Source organism: Paenibacillus terrisolis (assembly GCF_056171975.1).
The window spans coordinates 96,014-112,686 of sequence record NZ_JBKFGG010000005.1 but is presented as its reverse complement, the minus strand read 5'-3'; the positions used below and the strand labels follow the sequence as shown (position 1 = coordinate 112,686).

General features: G+C 48.8%; 10 protein-coding genes and 1 tRNA gene. 2 read left to right on the top strand and 9 right to left on the bottom strand.

The window, feature by feature from the left end:
- Window positions 1–46 precede the first annotated feature (46 nt).
- The 4 genes from ACI48K_RS05860 to ACI48K_RS05845 all read right to left on the bottom strand — a co-directional run bounded on the left by ACI48K_RS05860 (window position 47) and on the right by ACI48K_RS05845 (window position 5,950).
- Window positions 47–2,179: a hydantoinase/oxoprolinase family protein gene (locus ACI48K_RS05860; RefSeq protein ID WP_475026617.1), complete on the bottom strand. Its 2,133-nt coding sequence runs from the start codon at window positions 2,177–2,179 to the stop codon at window positions 47–49.
- Window positions 2,180–2,240: 61 nt separating this feature from the next.
- The gene (locus ACI48K_RS05855; protein WP_475026616.1) at window positions 2,241–3,593 is read right to left on the bottom strand and encodes a citrate transporter; all 1,353 of its coding nucleotides are present in this window, start codon (window positions 3,591–3,593) and stop codon (window positions 2,241–2,243) included.
- A gap of 198 nt (window positions 3,594–3,791) precedes the next feature.
- A tRNA-Leu gene (locus ACI48K_RS05850) sits at window positions 3,792–3,879 on the bottom strand.
- 73 nt (window positions 3,880–3,952) lie between these two features.
- A complete protein-coding gene (locus ACI48K_RS05845; RefSeq protein ID WP_475026615.1) occupies window positions 3,953–5,950 on the bottom strand; it encodes a TolB family protein in 1,998 nt (665 codons plus the stop codon).
- Between the two features lie 144 nt (window positions 5,951–6,094).
- Here ACI48K_RS05845 and ACI48K_RS05840 point away from each other — a divergent pair, with 144 nt between their 5' ends.
- Complete coding sequence (locus ACI48K_RS05840; RefSeq protein ID WP_475026614.1) at window positions 6,095–6,952, top strand: hypothetical protein; 858 nt, start codon at window positions 6,095–6,097, stop codon at window positions 6,950–6,952.
- A 96-nt stretch (window positions 6,953–7,048) separates the two neighbouring features.
- On the opposite strand, the gene ACI48K_RS05835 is transcribed toward ACI48K_RS05840, so the two are convergent.
- Together ACI48K_RS05835 and ACI48K_RS05830 are read right to left on the bottom strand one after the other, a co-directional pair.
- A complete protein-coding gene (locus ACI48K_RS05835; protein WP_475026613.1) occupies window positions 7,049–8,479 on the bottom strand; it encodes an aldehyde dehydrogenase family protein in 1,431 nt (476 codons plus the stop codon).
- A 264-nt stretch (window positions 8,480–8,743) separates the two neighbouring features.
- Entirely contained in the window at window positions 8,744–9,271 is a 528-nt protein-coding gene (locus ACI48K_RS05830; protein WP_475026612.1) for an HPP family protein, read from the bottom strand.
- Between the two features lie 168 nt (window positions 9,272–9,439).
- On the opposite strand from ACI48K_RS05830, the gene ACI48K_RS05825 reads away from it, so the two are divergent.
- Window positions 9,440–10,420 carry a GntR family transcriptional regulator gene (locus ACI48K_RS05825; RefSeq protein ID WP_475026611.1) on the top strand — a complete coding sequence of 327 codons (981 nt, stop codon included), beginning with the start codon at window positions 9,440–9,442 and terminating at the stop codon, window positions 10,418–10,420.
- Window positions 10,421–10,441: 21 nt separating this feature from the next.
- Here ACI48K_RS05825 and ACI48K_RS05820 read toward each other — a convergent pair whose 3' ends face one another.
- The 3 genes from ACI48K_RS05820 to ACI48K_RS05810 form a co-directional block, all read right to left on the bottom strand.
- Entirely contained in the window at window positions 10,442–10,801 is a 360-nt protein-coding gene (locus tag ACI48K_RS05820; RefSeq protein ID WP_475026610.1) for a winged helix-turn-helix transcriptional regulator, read from the bottom strand.
- Between the two features lie 154 nt (window positions 10,802–10,955).
- Window positions 10,956–11,588 carry a nitroreductase family protein gene (locus tag ACI48K_RS05815; RefSeq protein ID WP_475026962.1) on the bottom strand — a complete coding sequence of 211 codons (633 nt, stop codon included), beginning with the start codon at window positions 11,586–11,588 and terminating at the stop codon, window positions 10,956–10,958.
- A 295-nt stretch (window positions 11,589–11,883) separates the two neighbouring features.
- Complete coding sequence (locus ACI48K_RS05810) at window positions 11,884–16,311, bottom strand: carbohydrate-binding protein (protein WP_475026609.1); 4,428 nt, start codon at window positions 16,309–16,311, stop codon at window positions 11,884–11,886.
- Between the last annotated feature and the right edge of the window lie 362 nt (window positions 16,312–16,673).

The window sequence follows — 16,673 nt, the reverse complement described above, 5'->3', positions numbered from 1 at the left end:
GCCAACCCGATTTGTTCCCGCATGCTTCCTCCCATCATCCGTGAATTTAGCTCTGCTTGATATTTGCGGCTACGATAATGACCTCGGTCGCAGGATCAAAAGTGGATGCTTCAATATCCATCAACAGTTCCAACTGCCCGAATTCGGATGCCGTAAAATCCATGACCCGCGCGCCGATGCACAAATAAAAATCCGGTCTGGCAATAAGTTCGGTCTGGTAAACCGCCATCTTGTCCCATAGCTGTTTCACGGCCTCCAGATATTCTCCCGCGGTTGTTTTGATAGCCATGGCACGGCCTCTTTGAATCTTGATGAACCCTTTCGTGTCCAGGATGCGAATGGCTCCGGCGTCTCCTTCTTTTTTAACCGTTTCGCCAAAAATATGAAAATATCGGGTTTTTTGAAGCAGCTCCGTCTGGTCACTGGAAATTCGCATATCCTTCGCGGCGATTTCCTTTAACTCCTCTTCGCTGCATTCCTTTAATAGCTCATTGGTTTTGACTTCCGTGGAACCGGTGGCGATCGCCGTTACCTTGGACGTTTGCGGATCGATATCGATATGAATTTCTATGCTTTCCGGCGTTGCCCCGCTTTGTATGGCTTTATTCATCGCTTCCATTTTGATGGCGCCGATCTCCTCCTTGGAAGGCGAGGGGATGATGCGTTCCACAACGTCCCTTACCATGGAAAGAGCGACGCCGATGGAAGAGATAACCTCGGCGTTTTCAGGGATACTGTACTTCAAGCCCATCTTCTCCGCAAAATACACGATCAGGGAAGCCGCGCCGCCGCCAACCCCAACCAGGGAAATCTGGTCTTTCTCCAATCTATACTTTTCGGCAAGAGACAAAATGATCGGTTCAATTTTGCCATATGCCTTTTCCATAATCTGTTTGGCGATATCTTCCACAGTCGTTCCGCAATAATCGGCCAAGGCCTGCATCGCCTTTCTGGCGGCTTCCACATTGCCATGGGAAAAATGCTCTTCCTTCACCAGTCCAAGCACGTTGGCCGCACAGGAATTCGTGATCGTCACCCGTTCGCCGCTTTCCAACCGGACCGCCACATAATCCGCCGGATCGCCGGGTTTCGGCGAGAAGAATTCAACCTTGGCTCCCTTGATTTTTGCCGGATCCGTAAACACCGAATAATCCAGCCCGGCGATATGCGCCGATCTTGGCCCTACATCGATTACTCCATGTCTGGCGGCACGAACCATGGAACCTCCTGCCACGCCGAGAACCCGCACATCCAGCGAATTGACATAGGTCGGGTGACCGCCGACGATCGAGTAATCGATAGCCGGACGGCCATTTTTGATGACGCCGATATTGGTTGTTGTTCCGCCTACTTCAAAGTACACGCCGTTGGAAGCTCTCAAATACATCAAAGATCCCATAACCGAAGCTGCCGGACCGGAAAGCATCGTCAATATCGGACGTTTCTTCATTTCCTTGATTTCCATCACGCCGCCGTCGCCTCTCATGATCATCAGAGGAACGTGAACGCCGGCTTCCTTCACGGATTGTTCCGTCGAATTGGCCGTGTCCAGCATTTTGGGCAGAATGCTTGCGTTAATCGCCGCCGTTCTCGTCCTGCGGGTTAATCCGTACAATTTCGTAATATCGGATGCCATGGTGGTAGGAATGCCCTTTTTCTCAGCCTCTTCATATACAAGCTGTTCGGGTCTGCCGTTGTCGACCCCAAAAGCCATGGACGGAACGACAACTTGCGCTCCCGTCTCTTTCAGTTCATCGATGATCTGCAGTACAGTTTCTTCCGTCATTTTTTTAACATTGATAAAAGCGTTGAAAATCTTGATTTCTTTGTTGTTTCCCAAATCAATATTTGGCAATTTCGTCTGCCTTTTGGCCAGAAAACCTTCGAAGCCGCCTTTCCCCATCCCAATGATGCCGACCTGGGCGATATCTCCTTCAATAAGCGCATTGGTTGCCTGCGTTGTACTATGCGCCACGAAAACCACGTCTTCCGGTTTGATGTTGTTTTCCGTCAAACAATTTTGGAAACACTTCACAACCCCGGCAGCTACGCCTCTCACATCGTCATGCGTCGTTTTCACGGATGATTTTCCGATAATTTCGTGGGTTTCGTTGTCAATGGCAACGGCTTTAGTATGGGTTCCCCCCACATCGATCCCCATTCGAATCATTCTGCTCATGCTGCTCCTCCAATCCTTATATAACCGGCTCCCATGCCGAATCCGTCACGTCAACCACCCGTTAAACCAAGTTACCGTACAAAATAAATACTATGGCGCAAAGAATAACCCCGATGATCCAGCCTGAAGGTATGGACATCTTCATGAACGACCTTGCCGGAACCTTCGTATAACCGAATCCCCACGCGACCCAGGATTGGGTTACGTCCAAATGCTGAGGAGCAATCGTTGTCGTCGCGAATAAAGGGTATAAGAATTGCACCGGCCAGGCTGCCGTGGACACGACCACAGCCAGAATGGCCGATCCTGACCCGACCAGATTCATCGGTCCGCGGAAGAAGCCAAGCGGCGTCAGTATGGCGAATACAATACATAGCAGCAACGCGGTCTGAGGCATCATTCCTCCGAACAGGATTTTAAAATATGGCGAAGCGTATGTAGCCGCGTTATTAAACATGGACAACGTCAGCAAAAAGCCGATCATGGGCGCTACGTCAATGGCTCCGTCGGCAAATTGTTTCGAAAGCATCCGGCAAATATTGGCGAAGCCGCCCTTTAATTTGCCACAAGTCAACAAGGCAAAAACGCCGGCAAAAATAAACCCGAAAATAATCGGAGCTTTAAATACGACAACGCCGATAACCGGAAGAATGATCGAAATCCACGAAATGGCCGGCGCATCTCCCGTATTCTTTTCATCGGGGGTCGTCGCTGCCCATGCGCGGGATATTTTCTTGCTATTCATAGACAAATTAGCCACCGTGAGCACAACAATCAGCGCAACGGCCATCGCAATCATGCCAAAGGTAAAGTACGCGTTATAATCGTAACTGGCATAGCTGTCGTTCGCGGTAGCAAAAATGGCCTGATACTGTTTAAAGTTGACAATATTCCCGAAAATCCCGGCCATAATGGAACCCATGAAAGAAAACAAGGCGATCGGGGAAGGAATTCCCAGCGAAAGCATGATCGGCAGTACGATGACGGCAATGGAAATAACCGGCCCGATGCCTGTCATGGATGTAAAAATAACGGCCGTAACAATGCATAAGAGCGACATGGTCACCCTTGGTTTGTCTCCCCCCAGTTCCACCACTTTACGGATTAAAGTCGCGGCAATCCCGGTGTCAATCAGAACCCGGCCGAAAAAGGCGCCGAAGAAAACGTTTACAAGAATGGCCTTGCCATAGTTTTCCGGCCCCGTCTGAAAGACATTCGTCAGAACGGCAACGAGCGATTGCCCATCCATCGCCGAACTGGGCGAAATCGCGTTGCCAATCAACGCGATTGCCGTCCATAATACCGACATGACAAAAAAGCCCACCATGAGGTTATACCCTTTAACGCAGTACCAAACCAGCCCAAAAAATGACAGGACCATAATGAAACCGATTACATAATTAGCTGCATCCACAAAATACCCTCCTTAATAATAGGAAAAAGATATAAGACGCTGACATGCTAACATGTCATATTGTATAACTAACATGTTAGTCGTCTTGTAAAAGAATACCATGTCGTCCGTTTACCGTCAATATCAATCCGCCTTTGAAAATAAAAAAGCTCTCGAATCTCCATAAACGGAAATTCAAGAGCCTGTTCGTTATTATGGTGGTGCGGTCGAGAGGACTCGAACCTCCACGGGGGGTTAGCCCACACGGACCTGAACCGTGCGCGTCTGCCAATTCCGCCACGACCGCATTTTTTGTCGATGCATTGTTTTGCAGCAACGAAATAGATAATATCACGATTCTCAAAGAGAGTCAACAAATTTTACAACTCGTGGGGAGATGCCAGCTCCATCACATGATTCTTGAAGTCCGGCTTAAAACGCTGCTCGACCACAGCTTCATTGCCGGCTCCCCCACCATGCTGAACCAGCAGCAGTCCGTTATCTACCTTGAGTTCCGTTGCAGGCAAGAAATCGTATCCGTCATAACTGCCTTCTTCGGTGACAAAACGCATTAACGAAGCTCCCTCAGCGTCCGTATCCACCAAATAAAACGAAATCCCGTGACAATCCGTATAATTGGGAACCACCACGAAAACGTCATGACCGGGAAAAGACAGCTTGGTCAATTCAATCGTTTCGTTCCGGGGCTGGATAAAACCCGTTAACCCGGGCAGCGTCAGCTCGATGACCTTATTTTGGGAATCCGTATAACGGACGCTGTAACTCCCTTGAATCCGATAGTCTTCCGCGGCTCCGGAGCAGCTTGGAGCCCCAAGCCGTTCAATGCTCTCTTTCTTGAGCGGCTCTATAACCAATTTCCCATAGGCGGATCGACCCGTTGCCCTTGCTGTTAATGGAGATGAATCCGAGCCGGACAAGAAATTCATATCGGTCGAAGTGCCCGGCCCAGCCTTGAACTCTATGCTCTCCGCCGACAAACGGTTTTGAAGCGGGTCGTAATTATAAAGAATGTTGAAATCCCCAATATAGTCGGTGATCGAAATATTCGCCCCTAGGGAAACCGCGAGCTTGCTTCCGTCAACGGAATAATAAATCACGGAGCCGAATCCCACATGATCAAGCAGATTCTGACTTTCGCCGTTCACTTGATAAGCGGATTCTTTGCCGTCGATGGAAATCGATATCTCCGTCTTTTGACCGTTTACTGGCTTTAACGTACTTTGCACAAGATTTTGGAGAATGCCGGAAGGATCATCCACTTTGATCTCCTTAAAATCCACCGATTTTATGACGTGAATTTCTTGAAGATTCAATTCCGTTCCGCTCCCGGTCGTAAGTACCACTACAGCTTCCGGCATGCCGTCCCCGGTTAGATCGGAATAGGCCAACTGCGGAGTGGCAGTATAAACAGGCACATTCCAAACAAAGTATCGCTCCTTGCCGTTCATGCTCAAATAAAATCCCTTATACATCTTCCCGTCATCCGAGACTCCATATAATTTGACCTCTTGATCCGACCCGCCATAAGCCGCTGCCGCTATAAGCGTCTTTCCGTTCACCTTAGCCGCCGCGCCGTATAAATTCTCTGGGGCAAAGCGCTTAAGGCTATCGAGCTGCTTTCTTGTCAGGTCCGCCACCCGCGTTATTTTCTTTCCGTTCAAATCCAATCTATACAATTTATATTGGTCGGAAGGTTTTTCGCTCGCAATATCCACAAAGCGGCCGTCCTTGCTCCACATGACGTAAGCCGCGGAAATCCAGCCATCTTTCCCGGCCGGTTTCGTAAAACTGCGGTCACCAGGCTTGTACACGGCAATTTTGCCTGAGCTTGTATCTCCATATGAAAAAGCGAGCATGCGGCTGTCCGGAGACCAGCCATACGCTTGAATCGTCTCAACAAAACCGTATCCCCGCGTTTTAAGCTCATCGTTCAGAGTAATGTATTGGGCCTTTTTCAAATCAGCGACGATCAGACTTGATCCGGCTCCGGTAAATGCGCGAAACGCCAAAAATGCACGGTCCGGCGATACGGACACCGATTCCAGGCGGACAGGTTTGGTTGCAAGCTTGATATCAAACACTTGGGTTGCCGTTGCAACAGTGATGGCTTGGACAAATTTCCGCCCCGGCTCCTTCATCCCGGAAGAGTTCAAGGAAGCCGTTAAGCTTATGTTCCCGGCGCTCCAAACTACCCGGTTTTCGAGCAGTTTCTGCTTGCTGTCCACTTTGTTCATGAAATAGGAAGATGCCGAGACTCCTTTCTCCGAAGCGAATTTCGCCTCCAGAGCCGTGCCGTTGCCACCGGAAACGGCCAAAATAACCAATGAAATCATCAGAACGATTCGAAACATTCTCATAAACTCACACCTTTTAAAAATTTCAGGATTCAGATCATCACTAAAAGATTAGACCACAGCCGCCTTAAAAGAGTTTCATATCTATTTCATTTTGTATAAAGTTTTGTTAATTTTAATGTACTTGGGACGAAATGGGGAATGCGGATGATACGTTTTGATGAATTGTGGGATTACAATCACCCGAAGGACACCGAGCAAAAGTTCACTCATCTGTTGGAGGAGCGAAAAGACAAGGAAGCGCCCAATTACGTCGCCGAATTGCTCACCCAAATCGCTCGCGCTCAAGGGCTGCAGGGGAATTTTGAGGCTGCCCGCCAAACTTTGGATGAAGCCGAAAAACTGCTGACAAGCGACATGCCAGCGGCGAAGGTAAGGTATTTGCTGGAACGGGGAAGAGTCTATAATTCCTCCTCCAAGCCGGAACTGGCCGTGCCCCTTTTCGTACAAGCCTGGGAAGCGGGACTCCAGCATGGGCTTGATTACTATGCGGTAGATGCGGCGCATATGCTGGGAATCGCCGAAGCTGCACCGGAATTGAAAATGGAGTGGAACCTGAAAGCGCTGGCTCACGCCGAAGCCAAGCCGGAGGCAAGACGCTGGTTAGGCTCGCTCTACAACAACATCGGCTGGGCTCAGGTGGATGCCGGAAATCTGGAAGAAGCGCTTGACTTGTTCCGGCGGGCGCTTTCGTTCCGGGAATCCCAAGGCAATGCCCAAAATATTTTCATCGCCAAATGGTGTATTGCCAAAGTGCTTCGTTTACTTGGAGAAATGCAGAACGCGCTAGAAATTCAGCAGGCTTTGTTTGAGGAATTGCAGCATGTGGAGGATCCGGAAGGTTATGTTTTCGAGGAGTTGGGCGAATGCTGGCTGCTTCTGGGCGACGAGGACAAGGCTCGGCCATTTTTTGCCCTGGCGCACGGGCGGTTCGCCCTGGATTCGTGGCTCACAGCACATGAGCCTGAACGTATCGAACGCATTAAACAACTAGCGGGCTTGTAAGACAAGCCCGCTTTTTTTTGCTTACTTCAAACTGCCGCTGCGGCATAATTACGAACCTCATATCATCTTTTTCACACACGGGAATCATGCGATGTCTTATTCGGCAGCCCAGTAGCCCATCAGCGTTTTCGGCTGAACGTATTCTCTGATTCCATATTTGCCGTTTTCTCTCCCCATGCCGGATTGTTTATAACCCCCAAACGGAGCCTTCGGCTCATGATGGATTCCGTTGATCGCCACCGTACCCGCTTCAAGTTTCGCGGCGAGACGGTTCGCCCGTTCAAGATCGGTGGAAGAGATGTAAGCCGCCAGCCCGTACACCGTGTTGTTGGCAATCTCTACCGCCTCATCTTCCGTCGTATACGCAAGAATCGAAAGAACCGGTCCGAAAATTTCTTCTTGGGCGATCGTCATTTCCGGGGTGACCCCTGCAAATACCGTCGGTTTTACAAAATTTCCGTGCTCCAGCCCCTCGGGATGGCCTATCCCTCCGATCAGCAGTTCAGCGCCTTCCCTGATCCCCAGTTCGATATAATGCTGTACTCTTTCATACTGCTTCCGTGTGACCTGCGGACCGATCTGCGTCGTTGCTTCCGCAGGGCTGCCGACTTGAATCGTTTGCACGACGGCCTTCACGTACGCCTTAATTTCTTCCAAGCGATGCTCAGGAACCAGCAAGCGGGTTCCGGCAAGGCAAGCCTGGCCGTTATTTCCGTAGCAGGCCATGACCGCCAGCGGAATCGCCTGGCTCAAGTCGGCATCATCCAGAATGATGTTCGGCGATTTCCCGCCCATCTCCAGCGTGACCCGCTTCATCGTTTCGGCGGCGCCCCTCCGGATGGCTTTGCCCACTCGGGTCGACCCCGTAAATGAAATCATGGCCACATCGGGATTACGGATGAGCTCCTCGCCGACAACATCGCCTAGGCCATTTACAATATTGACCACCCCTGCCGGAATGTTTGCTTCATGGAAGCACTCCATCAGGAGCTCAGTCTGAAGAGCGCTCAATTCGCTTGGTTTAATCACCGCCGTGCAGCCCGTCGCAATCGCCGGAGCGAGCTTGGCGCAAATTTGATAGTAATTCGCGTTCCAAGGGGTGATCATCCCCACTACGCCAAGCGGTTCAAGGATGACTTTGGCCGTGCCGATATATTCGACAAAATCGAATTCTTCCAGCGCTTCCTTCACGGTAAGAAAAACCTCGGCGGCATTGTGCATCAAACCGGTGGCTTGCGCCAGCGGCGCACCATATTCCTCAACGGTAGCTTGAATTAACGCATCCGATTTGGCTATCATAACATCATGCAGCCGCTGCAGCATTTCTTTGCGCTCTTCTATCGTCGTTTGGGAAAAGCTTTTGAAAGCCGCTTTAGCGGCCCGAATGGCTTCCTGCGCATCCTTTTCGTTGCCCAGCGTCACTTCACCGATCACTTCATTCGTCGTCGGGTTAAAGATCCGCATTTTCTCCGTGCCTTGCGGATTCACAAAATCGCCATTCATGTACAGGCGCTCGATAGTTTTCATTCGATCTCCTCCAATTTTATTAATTGAATGTTCGTTTAATATAATATAAAATTTCGTTTTTCTCATAATGCGCTCATCCGTTTATCGACTTTTTTCATCTCCTTTTCTGTCAAAAGATCTTACGGAATTATAATAAACGATCATTCGGTTAATATCAAGTATGCTTTTTTTTCTTTTGCCCTCAGGCAATAGCAAAACGGCCCGTGCCGATGGATCGGCGATTATACGGGCCAAAAGATTTCCGCTTACGTCAGATTTTCCGCATTAAAGCCAAAAGGAGGGATATTTTCGTTCCCTGTCCAAATTGTTGACCAGCACAGCCACAATCACGATCAGGACGGAACCGATCAATACCGGCGTGAATAGAAAAGACCAACCGCTTCCCGCCATTACTACGACTAACGGATCGGCTCCCGCCGGAGGATGCGTTGTTTTAGTCAACATCATCAATCCGATCGCGAAACCTACACCGGCGGCCATGACCCATATCCCTTGACCGAACAGATGGAACATCGCGAGTCCGGTCAAAGTCGAAATCACATGCCCCCCGATAATGCTGCGCGGCTGAGACAAAGGCGCATCCCACACTCCAAAGGCAAGCACGCAGCTGGCGCCAAACGGAGCCATAATCCAAAGGCTCGAGGTCCAATTTGTGAGCAGCGCCAGGATCCCGATAGCCAAAAAACCGCCAATTGCCCCAATGATCGCATTTCGGGGAATTATTTTTAATGTGCTTCTTCCCTTCCCTTTCATTTTGCCGAAATAGGAAGCTTGCTCTTGCTGCAAGTTCATTAAGGATCCTCCTTATATTCATGGTTAACTAGTAATTTAGTTATATTTCATTTTATCCCCACAGTCAATACTAATATTTGTAATTGCCCAAATCATTGAAAGTTGCTTGTTCTTAATGATTTTTAAGCTATACTATAACTAGTTGACTATGAAAAGAGGTACCAGGAGATGGACGAAAAAAAACTGCTGCTGCGCGCCGATTCCGAGCTGACCTTTAACGTAAATGCTCAGATCCGGGAACAGCTTAAATGGTTGATCGGAATGGGTCGCATTGCGCCGGGCGACATGCTTCCCCCGGCAAGCCAGTTAGCGGAGGAGCTTGGCATTAACCGGAACACGATCAATTGGGTGTATACCCAGCTTCGGGATGAAGGGCTCGTCACGATGCACAAAGGGCGCGGTACCCAGGTTACGGCCGAAGCGCTAAAGCTTCGCAAGCAGCGGCTGCCCATGCTGGAGATCTTGGAGAAAACGATTCGTGAGGCGGAAGCTAGAAAATTGGATCCGCGGCAATTTTTTGCCGCCGGACTAGCTTATGTTTTGTTGCAGCAGCCTGAGCAGGTAAGCCGTCCACGTTTCCTTCTGGTGGAGTGCAAAGGACATGACCATCTTTTTTACCGCGAGGCCATTGAGCAGGCTGCCGCAGGTGAAGTCGAAACTCTGTTTTTGGAGGATTTGCGGGAAAATAAAAAAAACGCCGTCGAGGCGCTTCAGCAGTTTCCGATTGTTATCACTACCGTAAACCATGCGGATGAAGTCAAAAAACGCTTTGCCCGTTATAACGTCAAAGTGCTCGTGATCGGAGCGACGGTCGATGCCCCTTTGCTCCTTGAAATTGCCAAGCTCAAGCAAGATTCCCGCGTGACTTTTGCCTGTTTGGGCAAAATCGGCGGCGAATGGATGGCCAGTCGCGTGCAAGATGCAGGCATCCGGCAGATCCGGATTGAGACATTGGGATGGGAAGAAACCGAGAAAAACGCGGACGCTTTGCTGCTGCCAGACAAGATTTACGCATCAGCCGCCGTTTACCCCGAGCTTGCCAAGCTTGCTCCAAGCAAGGTTGAACTGTATCCGATGCGACTTGAAGCAAGCAGCGAAACTCTGCTGCGCGACATTTCTTCGACGGGTACCCTACCGCCGGTTCCTTAACCCCAATTAAAGCCTTATCTTCTACAAGAATCGGATTTCCTCAAGCACCGAAGATTTATCGCCGTAAATTCGGGTAATGTGGTTCTCTCCCCATTCACAGAGCGTTTTTAGAATACTTTCGAGGCTATGTCCGTACTCCGTTACCTCATATTCGACTTTTGGCGGAACCTCATTATAAACGATCCTTTTGACGAGCCCGTCTCTTTCCATTTCTCGAAGCTGCTGAGTTAGCATTTTCGGCGTAATGTCCGGCATAAGCCGCAAAAGCTCATTCGTTCGTTTCTTGCTGTGAATAATATGGCAAAGAATGATGCATTTCCATTTCCCCCCTAAAACCTCAAGCGTTGCTTCAAGGGCGATATTATATTTTTTCTTTGTCATGGTCTTAATTCCCCCTAGAGCAAAATCGATCCTTTATCGATATTATAACCCCATATCCAATACGGCCGTCAGCCTGTAAAAAAACACCTATCGCCTACCGGTGATCCGATATCGATAGGTGTTTGGAAAGACGATGGATTGCCGTGATCCTTATTTATCCCAGTTCGTTCCAAAAAGTCACTTCATCAACGGAAAGTCTTATAGTCGGATGACCGGGCTTGGCCGCTTTGCCTAAGGCAATTAACAAAATATCATGATAGCGGTCAGGAATTTGAAACTCTTTCCGAAATAGACCCGAGTCATAACCAAGCATCGGAAGCGTATCGAATCCCCTTGCTCTAGCGGCTAACATGAATTGCATAGAGACTAACCCGCCGTCGATCAGCAAATAATTTTTAACCGTCTCTTCGCTTACGTGCTCGTAGAACTTAGAAACCGATTGCTGCAGCACGTCTTTTGCCTCGATTGTCATATAACCGGCTTCAACCGATTTTTGATAGATCCGCTCTGTCTGCCGGAAAGCCTCCTTATCGCCCAAAACCGCAATCATGGCGGAAGCATCGAGCACTTGCTTTTGACGGAGAATAATGGGGAACAACTTGTCCTTTTGGGCTTGATCCGTGAGAACCATAAATCGCCAACTGTGCATATTGCTATTATTTGGCGCAAGCATAGCCTCACTAATAAGCTGTTTGATCTCATCATCCGAGATCTTGAAGGACGGATCATAATATCTGACGGCACGACGTTCCCGAATCAAATCATAAAAGTTAGCGGTTCTTCCCATTTGTTCAATCTCCTTGGCTTCCAAATTAGAAAATCTCATCGGTAGCTGGAAGAGGCCTCATCAACTGCTACAAAAACCATGGTACATGCTTGCATTAAAAAATTGAAGTACGTACTTTTTTGTATATTAGGCACTAAAAAGTAAGTATGGTGGCATGAAATTCAGAAAGGACTAAATCGAGAGAAAATAAAGCATTAAAACAGGAAAAGCCGGACAAGTTGTCCGGCCTTTCTATTGCTGCAATGGTATGGTCTATGCGGGAGGTTTGCCTTGGCGCTCAGCCTTATCCGCACATTTACTGGACAATGATATCATCCAGGTTCACGCCGCCGCTCCCGCCGACAATCTTAATCGTATTGTTCGTGCCGGCATTCAGTGTGATTGATTTTTCCACACTCCCCGTAAATGTGAGCCACCCTCCGGTTTGCGGACAGGCAAGCGTTCCGATCGAAGCTCCGTTGACGTATACGGTTATTGCGGATGCGTCGTTCGAAGCGTAATTGATTATTAATTTTTTGCTTCCTCCGGTACCTCCGTCGATATTGCCGACCTCGGACGAGGCGTTGTCCATATGCATGTTTTTGATATATTTCCCGCCGGAAGCGGTGCTGTCATCGGCTATTTCCGCACCATTGGCCATCGCTCCGCTTTCCATTTCATATTTTACCGGGGCTGTTGAACCGCCGTCACTTGCCGGGGTTACTGCAATATAATCCAGATTTACCCCGCCGTTGCCTCCGGTCAGCTTGATCGTATTGCCGGTGCCCGGATTCAGAGTAATGGTCAAATAGACGTGCCCGCCAAAAGCAGTCCATCCCCCGGTAGAGGGCGTATCGATATAGGAATAATCTTCGCCGTTTACATTCAGGTTTAATCTTCCCGGTTCAGCGGCCGCATAAGAGATATCGAGGGTCGCTTTGCCTCCACTGCCGCCGTCCACATTGTTAAACTGGCTGAAGGCGTTGACTAAATGTAAATTTTGCAGATATCCTCCCCCGGAAGCGGCGCTATCGTTGACTGCTGTTGCACCGTCGCCCAACAAAGCGTTTTCCGCCTCATATTTAATGGTGGTCTCTCCGCCGGTAGCGGATTTTGCAAATTTGAACCAGTTCAAATTAATCCCCGTATCAAAAACAAGATACACGTCGTGAACTCCGCTCACATTGCCAATATTGACGGATGCCGTTGTATAGGCTTGCCATCCGCCGGTATCAACCCCGTCTATTACTCCAATATCCGGGGATGTGGCTTTGTCCAGCCTGATATGAATTTTTCCGGCAGCGCTTAAACCGGCAATTCTCGCTTGAAATTGTGTAGCGCCGCTTCCGAAATCCACTTTATAGTACGCAACGCTGTCTCCCGTAGAGGTATATCCAAGATCCATGCCGCCTTCCCCGCAGGGCTCCGCATGTACAGTACCCGTTACATTATTGTAGTTCTCCGCTTCCATTTGCGAGAAAGCGCTGGTGGTTGCTAAGGTCAAGCCATTATAGACCGTCTGGGCTACGACCTGTGCTCCGGCGCTGTTCGGATGAATGTTGTCCGGGAAATTCTGAGGCATATTTTTGGTCGCGGAATTGACATCAATAACCGGGAGACCTTCTTCCATGCCAATTTGTCTGATCAGCGGAGTGATTTGCCCGGTTACAATCGGGTCCGTTATATCAAAATTTCCGTCTCCGTAAACACTGAGCAGCGTATTGATATAAATTTTCGGGTGCGAGGGCAAATTTCTGTAATGCTCGATCATTGCCTTATAATCGCGGACGTAATCGCTTTGATAGACCCAGTTGTAAGGTTTGGAGTCATTGGAACCCAACATAATGATAACGATATCCGGCGAAGAGTTGCTGCTGTCGATATATTGCTGGGTATTCCAGTAAGGCGCATTGCCTCTCTTGATCATGGTCGTGCCGCTGGCGCCAAAGTTCATTACTGTATATCCGCCTCCCAGCATTTGCGCCAGGTACTCAGGATAATTGGGTGTTCCATAACCGGTTGGAGACGAAGTATCGCTGGCTCCCACAGTGGCGATTCGGATCGGCCTTTCTGCGTCGCCGCCATTGCCGCCATTTGCATAAATCTTGACCGACGACATGACATCATTGCAGCCGAAAGCTACAAAATCCGCATTATCCGCAGTGAATGTCCATTTTGCCCCGCCAAAATTATCGCCATCGTAGACTTCAACCGTGTACCCGGCAGGCACTTTTACCGAAGATGTCCAGTTATCCGGTATTCCTGCCGCTCTCAGCTGCGCCGTAGTATAATTGCCCGGAGCCAGACTCACGGCAGGACCTCCAAAGCTGGTATCCTGATAAAAAGTGGTTTGAGTAACGCCTCCGCTGCCTCCGCCTGAACCCAGCACGGAATTTGTCCCGCTTAATGTTTTCTTGGACTGGTTTGCCGTCCCGGTAAGCTGCTGGAAGGTATAATTATTCAGAGGTTTCGAGGTTCTTTCGATTACGTATACTGTATTGGCCGCCGTGCTGAAATTGAATTCGCCGCTTGAGGTTTTCAATACAATCCCGTTGTCGGAGACCCTTCTTACCTGTACCTCCTGGGTTCCCCAAGGATTCACCACCGTGGCCCCATTCCCGTACAAGCTCTTGACCCCTACATATTTGATCTCATTCGCTTCTTTTTCGGAGCTTACAAGGAAGCCGCCGCTGGCCAGCAAAGTAAATTTGGAGACAAAAGCGGGATCGCCCGGAAGCGCCGGGAAAACCCTGATTTTATCATTATAGCTTTGCAGCAGTGCTTCGTTCATCGCCGAAAGGTGTACGCCGTGATATTCAAACTCGCCGTTTGTATTGGTGGTTCGTGAATTCGGATAGTTCTGATAGATTTGGAGCATTCTCTTCATACCGTTGTATACTTCATCGCCCAGTCCGAGCCTTGCCGCCTGAATCGCATCAGGAGACCATACATTTCCATACGGGTAAGGACGATTGTTAAAGCCCGCCAACGCTTTTGAATAGTCGGGGGCCCCGATTCCTGTAACACCGTATGGCCAAAGCATTTCAGAGACGACATTCTCATTGTTGCGACCAGGCGCCGCCGGAGGGTCATGGGGCAAATATTGATTCCCGTCTGTCGGATATGGGGCCAGGTTGTTCAATATATTCTGCCATTGGCCGATCAGCGAGCTGTCAAGCCCCAGTTGCTGAGCGGATTTTATCGTGATGGGGAACAGGCTTCTGACCGCAGCCAGATCGGTTAATGCATTCTGTACATTCCAGTAGGTCTCATGGGAATTGGAGGATGCCATATCATATTTGCCGGTGCCGCTATTGTAAGACAGCTTCGCCGCATAGAATTTTACTACTTCCTTCATAAAAGGATAAGCCGTATTGCGCAAGTAATTGGTGTCATTTGTATACTTGTACTGTGCATACATATTTTCGGCGGCTTCAGCGCCGGTTGACAGGATATTTTTCGTATAGTCGCTGCCCACGGTACCGTTGGCGCTTGCGTTCCAGCCCATGGTTTCGGGCACCCAGATGCCGTCAATGCCGTACCTTGTTTGCGTATACGATTTTAACGCATTAAAATTGCGGCTGTACAAGTTGTTGAACCCATTCATAACATCGGGGTGATTGGATGCTAAAAATGAATTGTACACATCTCTTTGGTTCCAATACCAATAAGCATTGCTCCACTTGTTGGAGTCGTTGTCATTGACGCCGCTGTACACGCCGCTGATAAAGTGGAACGGGTAATTTCCATATCCTCCTGCAGCAATCATATACGTGCTGAGATAGTACATATTTTCCATGTAATCGGCATCTCCGGAAGCGTTGGAATACTGCACGAAGGATTTGTTCCAGAAATTATGCCACCAGTTTTTATAATTGGCCAAGGTAGTTGCATATCCCGTGTTCTTGACGCCGATTAAAAGATTTTTGGCCTGGGCGACGGAATCATAACCCGGCGCGTTCAATCTGCTGGCGCAGGCAATCCAGATGGTGTAGCTGGAGCTGGGAGTTATGTTCAGCCTTACCTTGCTGCCGTTTACTACCTGAGTTGTGAAGTTAGCGCCTTCAACCGATGCCGCAAGGGTATAACCGAAATGATTGGCATCCGTCTGTCCTCTGCTTATTCCTGCTCCGTTTGCATCATTGTAAGTGGATACGGTTCTCCAGGTATTGATGTCGGGAACATCGCCGCCCGAGAAATTGCCGACATCCCATAAACTCAGGTCAAGCGCTACATTGGAGAGGCCTGTCCGGCTGTCATCGACATGGATTCCCATGACTTCCGAGTTCGGAGAACCCATGACGGTTACCGTGCGGTTTGAATCATATTTCGTGGTCATCAGACCGTCATATAAGGAAAGTCTCTGCTGAAAAGTGGTATACCCCGTATCCATGCCCGGATTTGTATAAAGGTTTACCAGTCCTTGAGAAGCAAACCCTTCTTCAGAAGCGTCAACTCCGCTAATTTGCATGGTAAGCCCGTTGGCATTCCAAACCTGAGCGCCTACACGACCATTTCCTACTGTCACTCCGCTTTTCGGATCTGTAATCGGAGAGTTGAATACCACATCATGCTTGGACAAGTACCCGGCATAATCAACGTCTAATACCCCCGTACTTGTGTTAAATGCTTCCGTAGTCGGGCTTGCTTTCACCGTACCGGCGGCGAGGCCTGGTGTAACCAAAGAAATCGCAACCAACATCAGGGCGAATCGTTTCTTAAAGCTTCTGCCAAAGTCTTTCATAATTATGCCTCCTTATCAATTTGGTTTTGTACAGCAACCCTTAGAGCTAAACAAAGTAAGAGCTCCAAGGGCTGAAGTCGATTAAGGACATTAAGCGCCCAGCTATCATTTAATAATGGCCATACTTTTGAAAATAATAGAAACAAATTTTTAATAAAAGATATAAAATATGTAATTTTAATTTATTATATCTTAATATAGCAATTTTTGTATCATTCATTAGTCCTGGATTGGTGAAAATCAAACTCCCGGGCAAGAAGGACTTCAAGTCTTCTCGCCAAACAAATCCTAAGCAGAACATTGGAAAACGGGAAGTCTCTCAAAATGAACAAGCGATAAATGAAAGTTTAATTGAGGCAGAG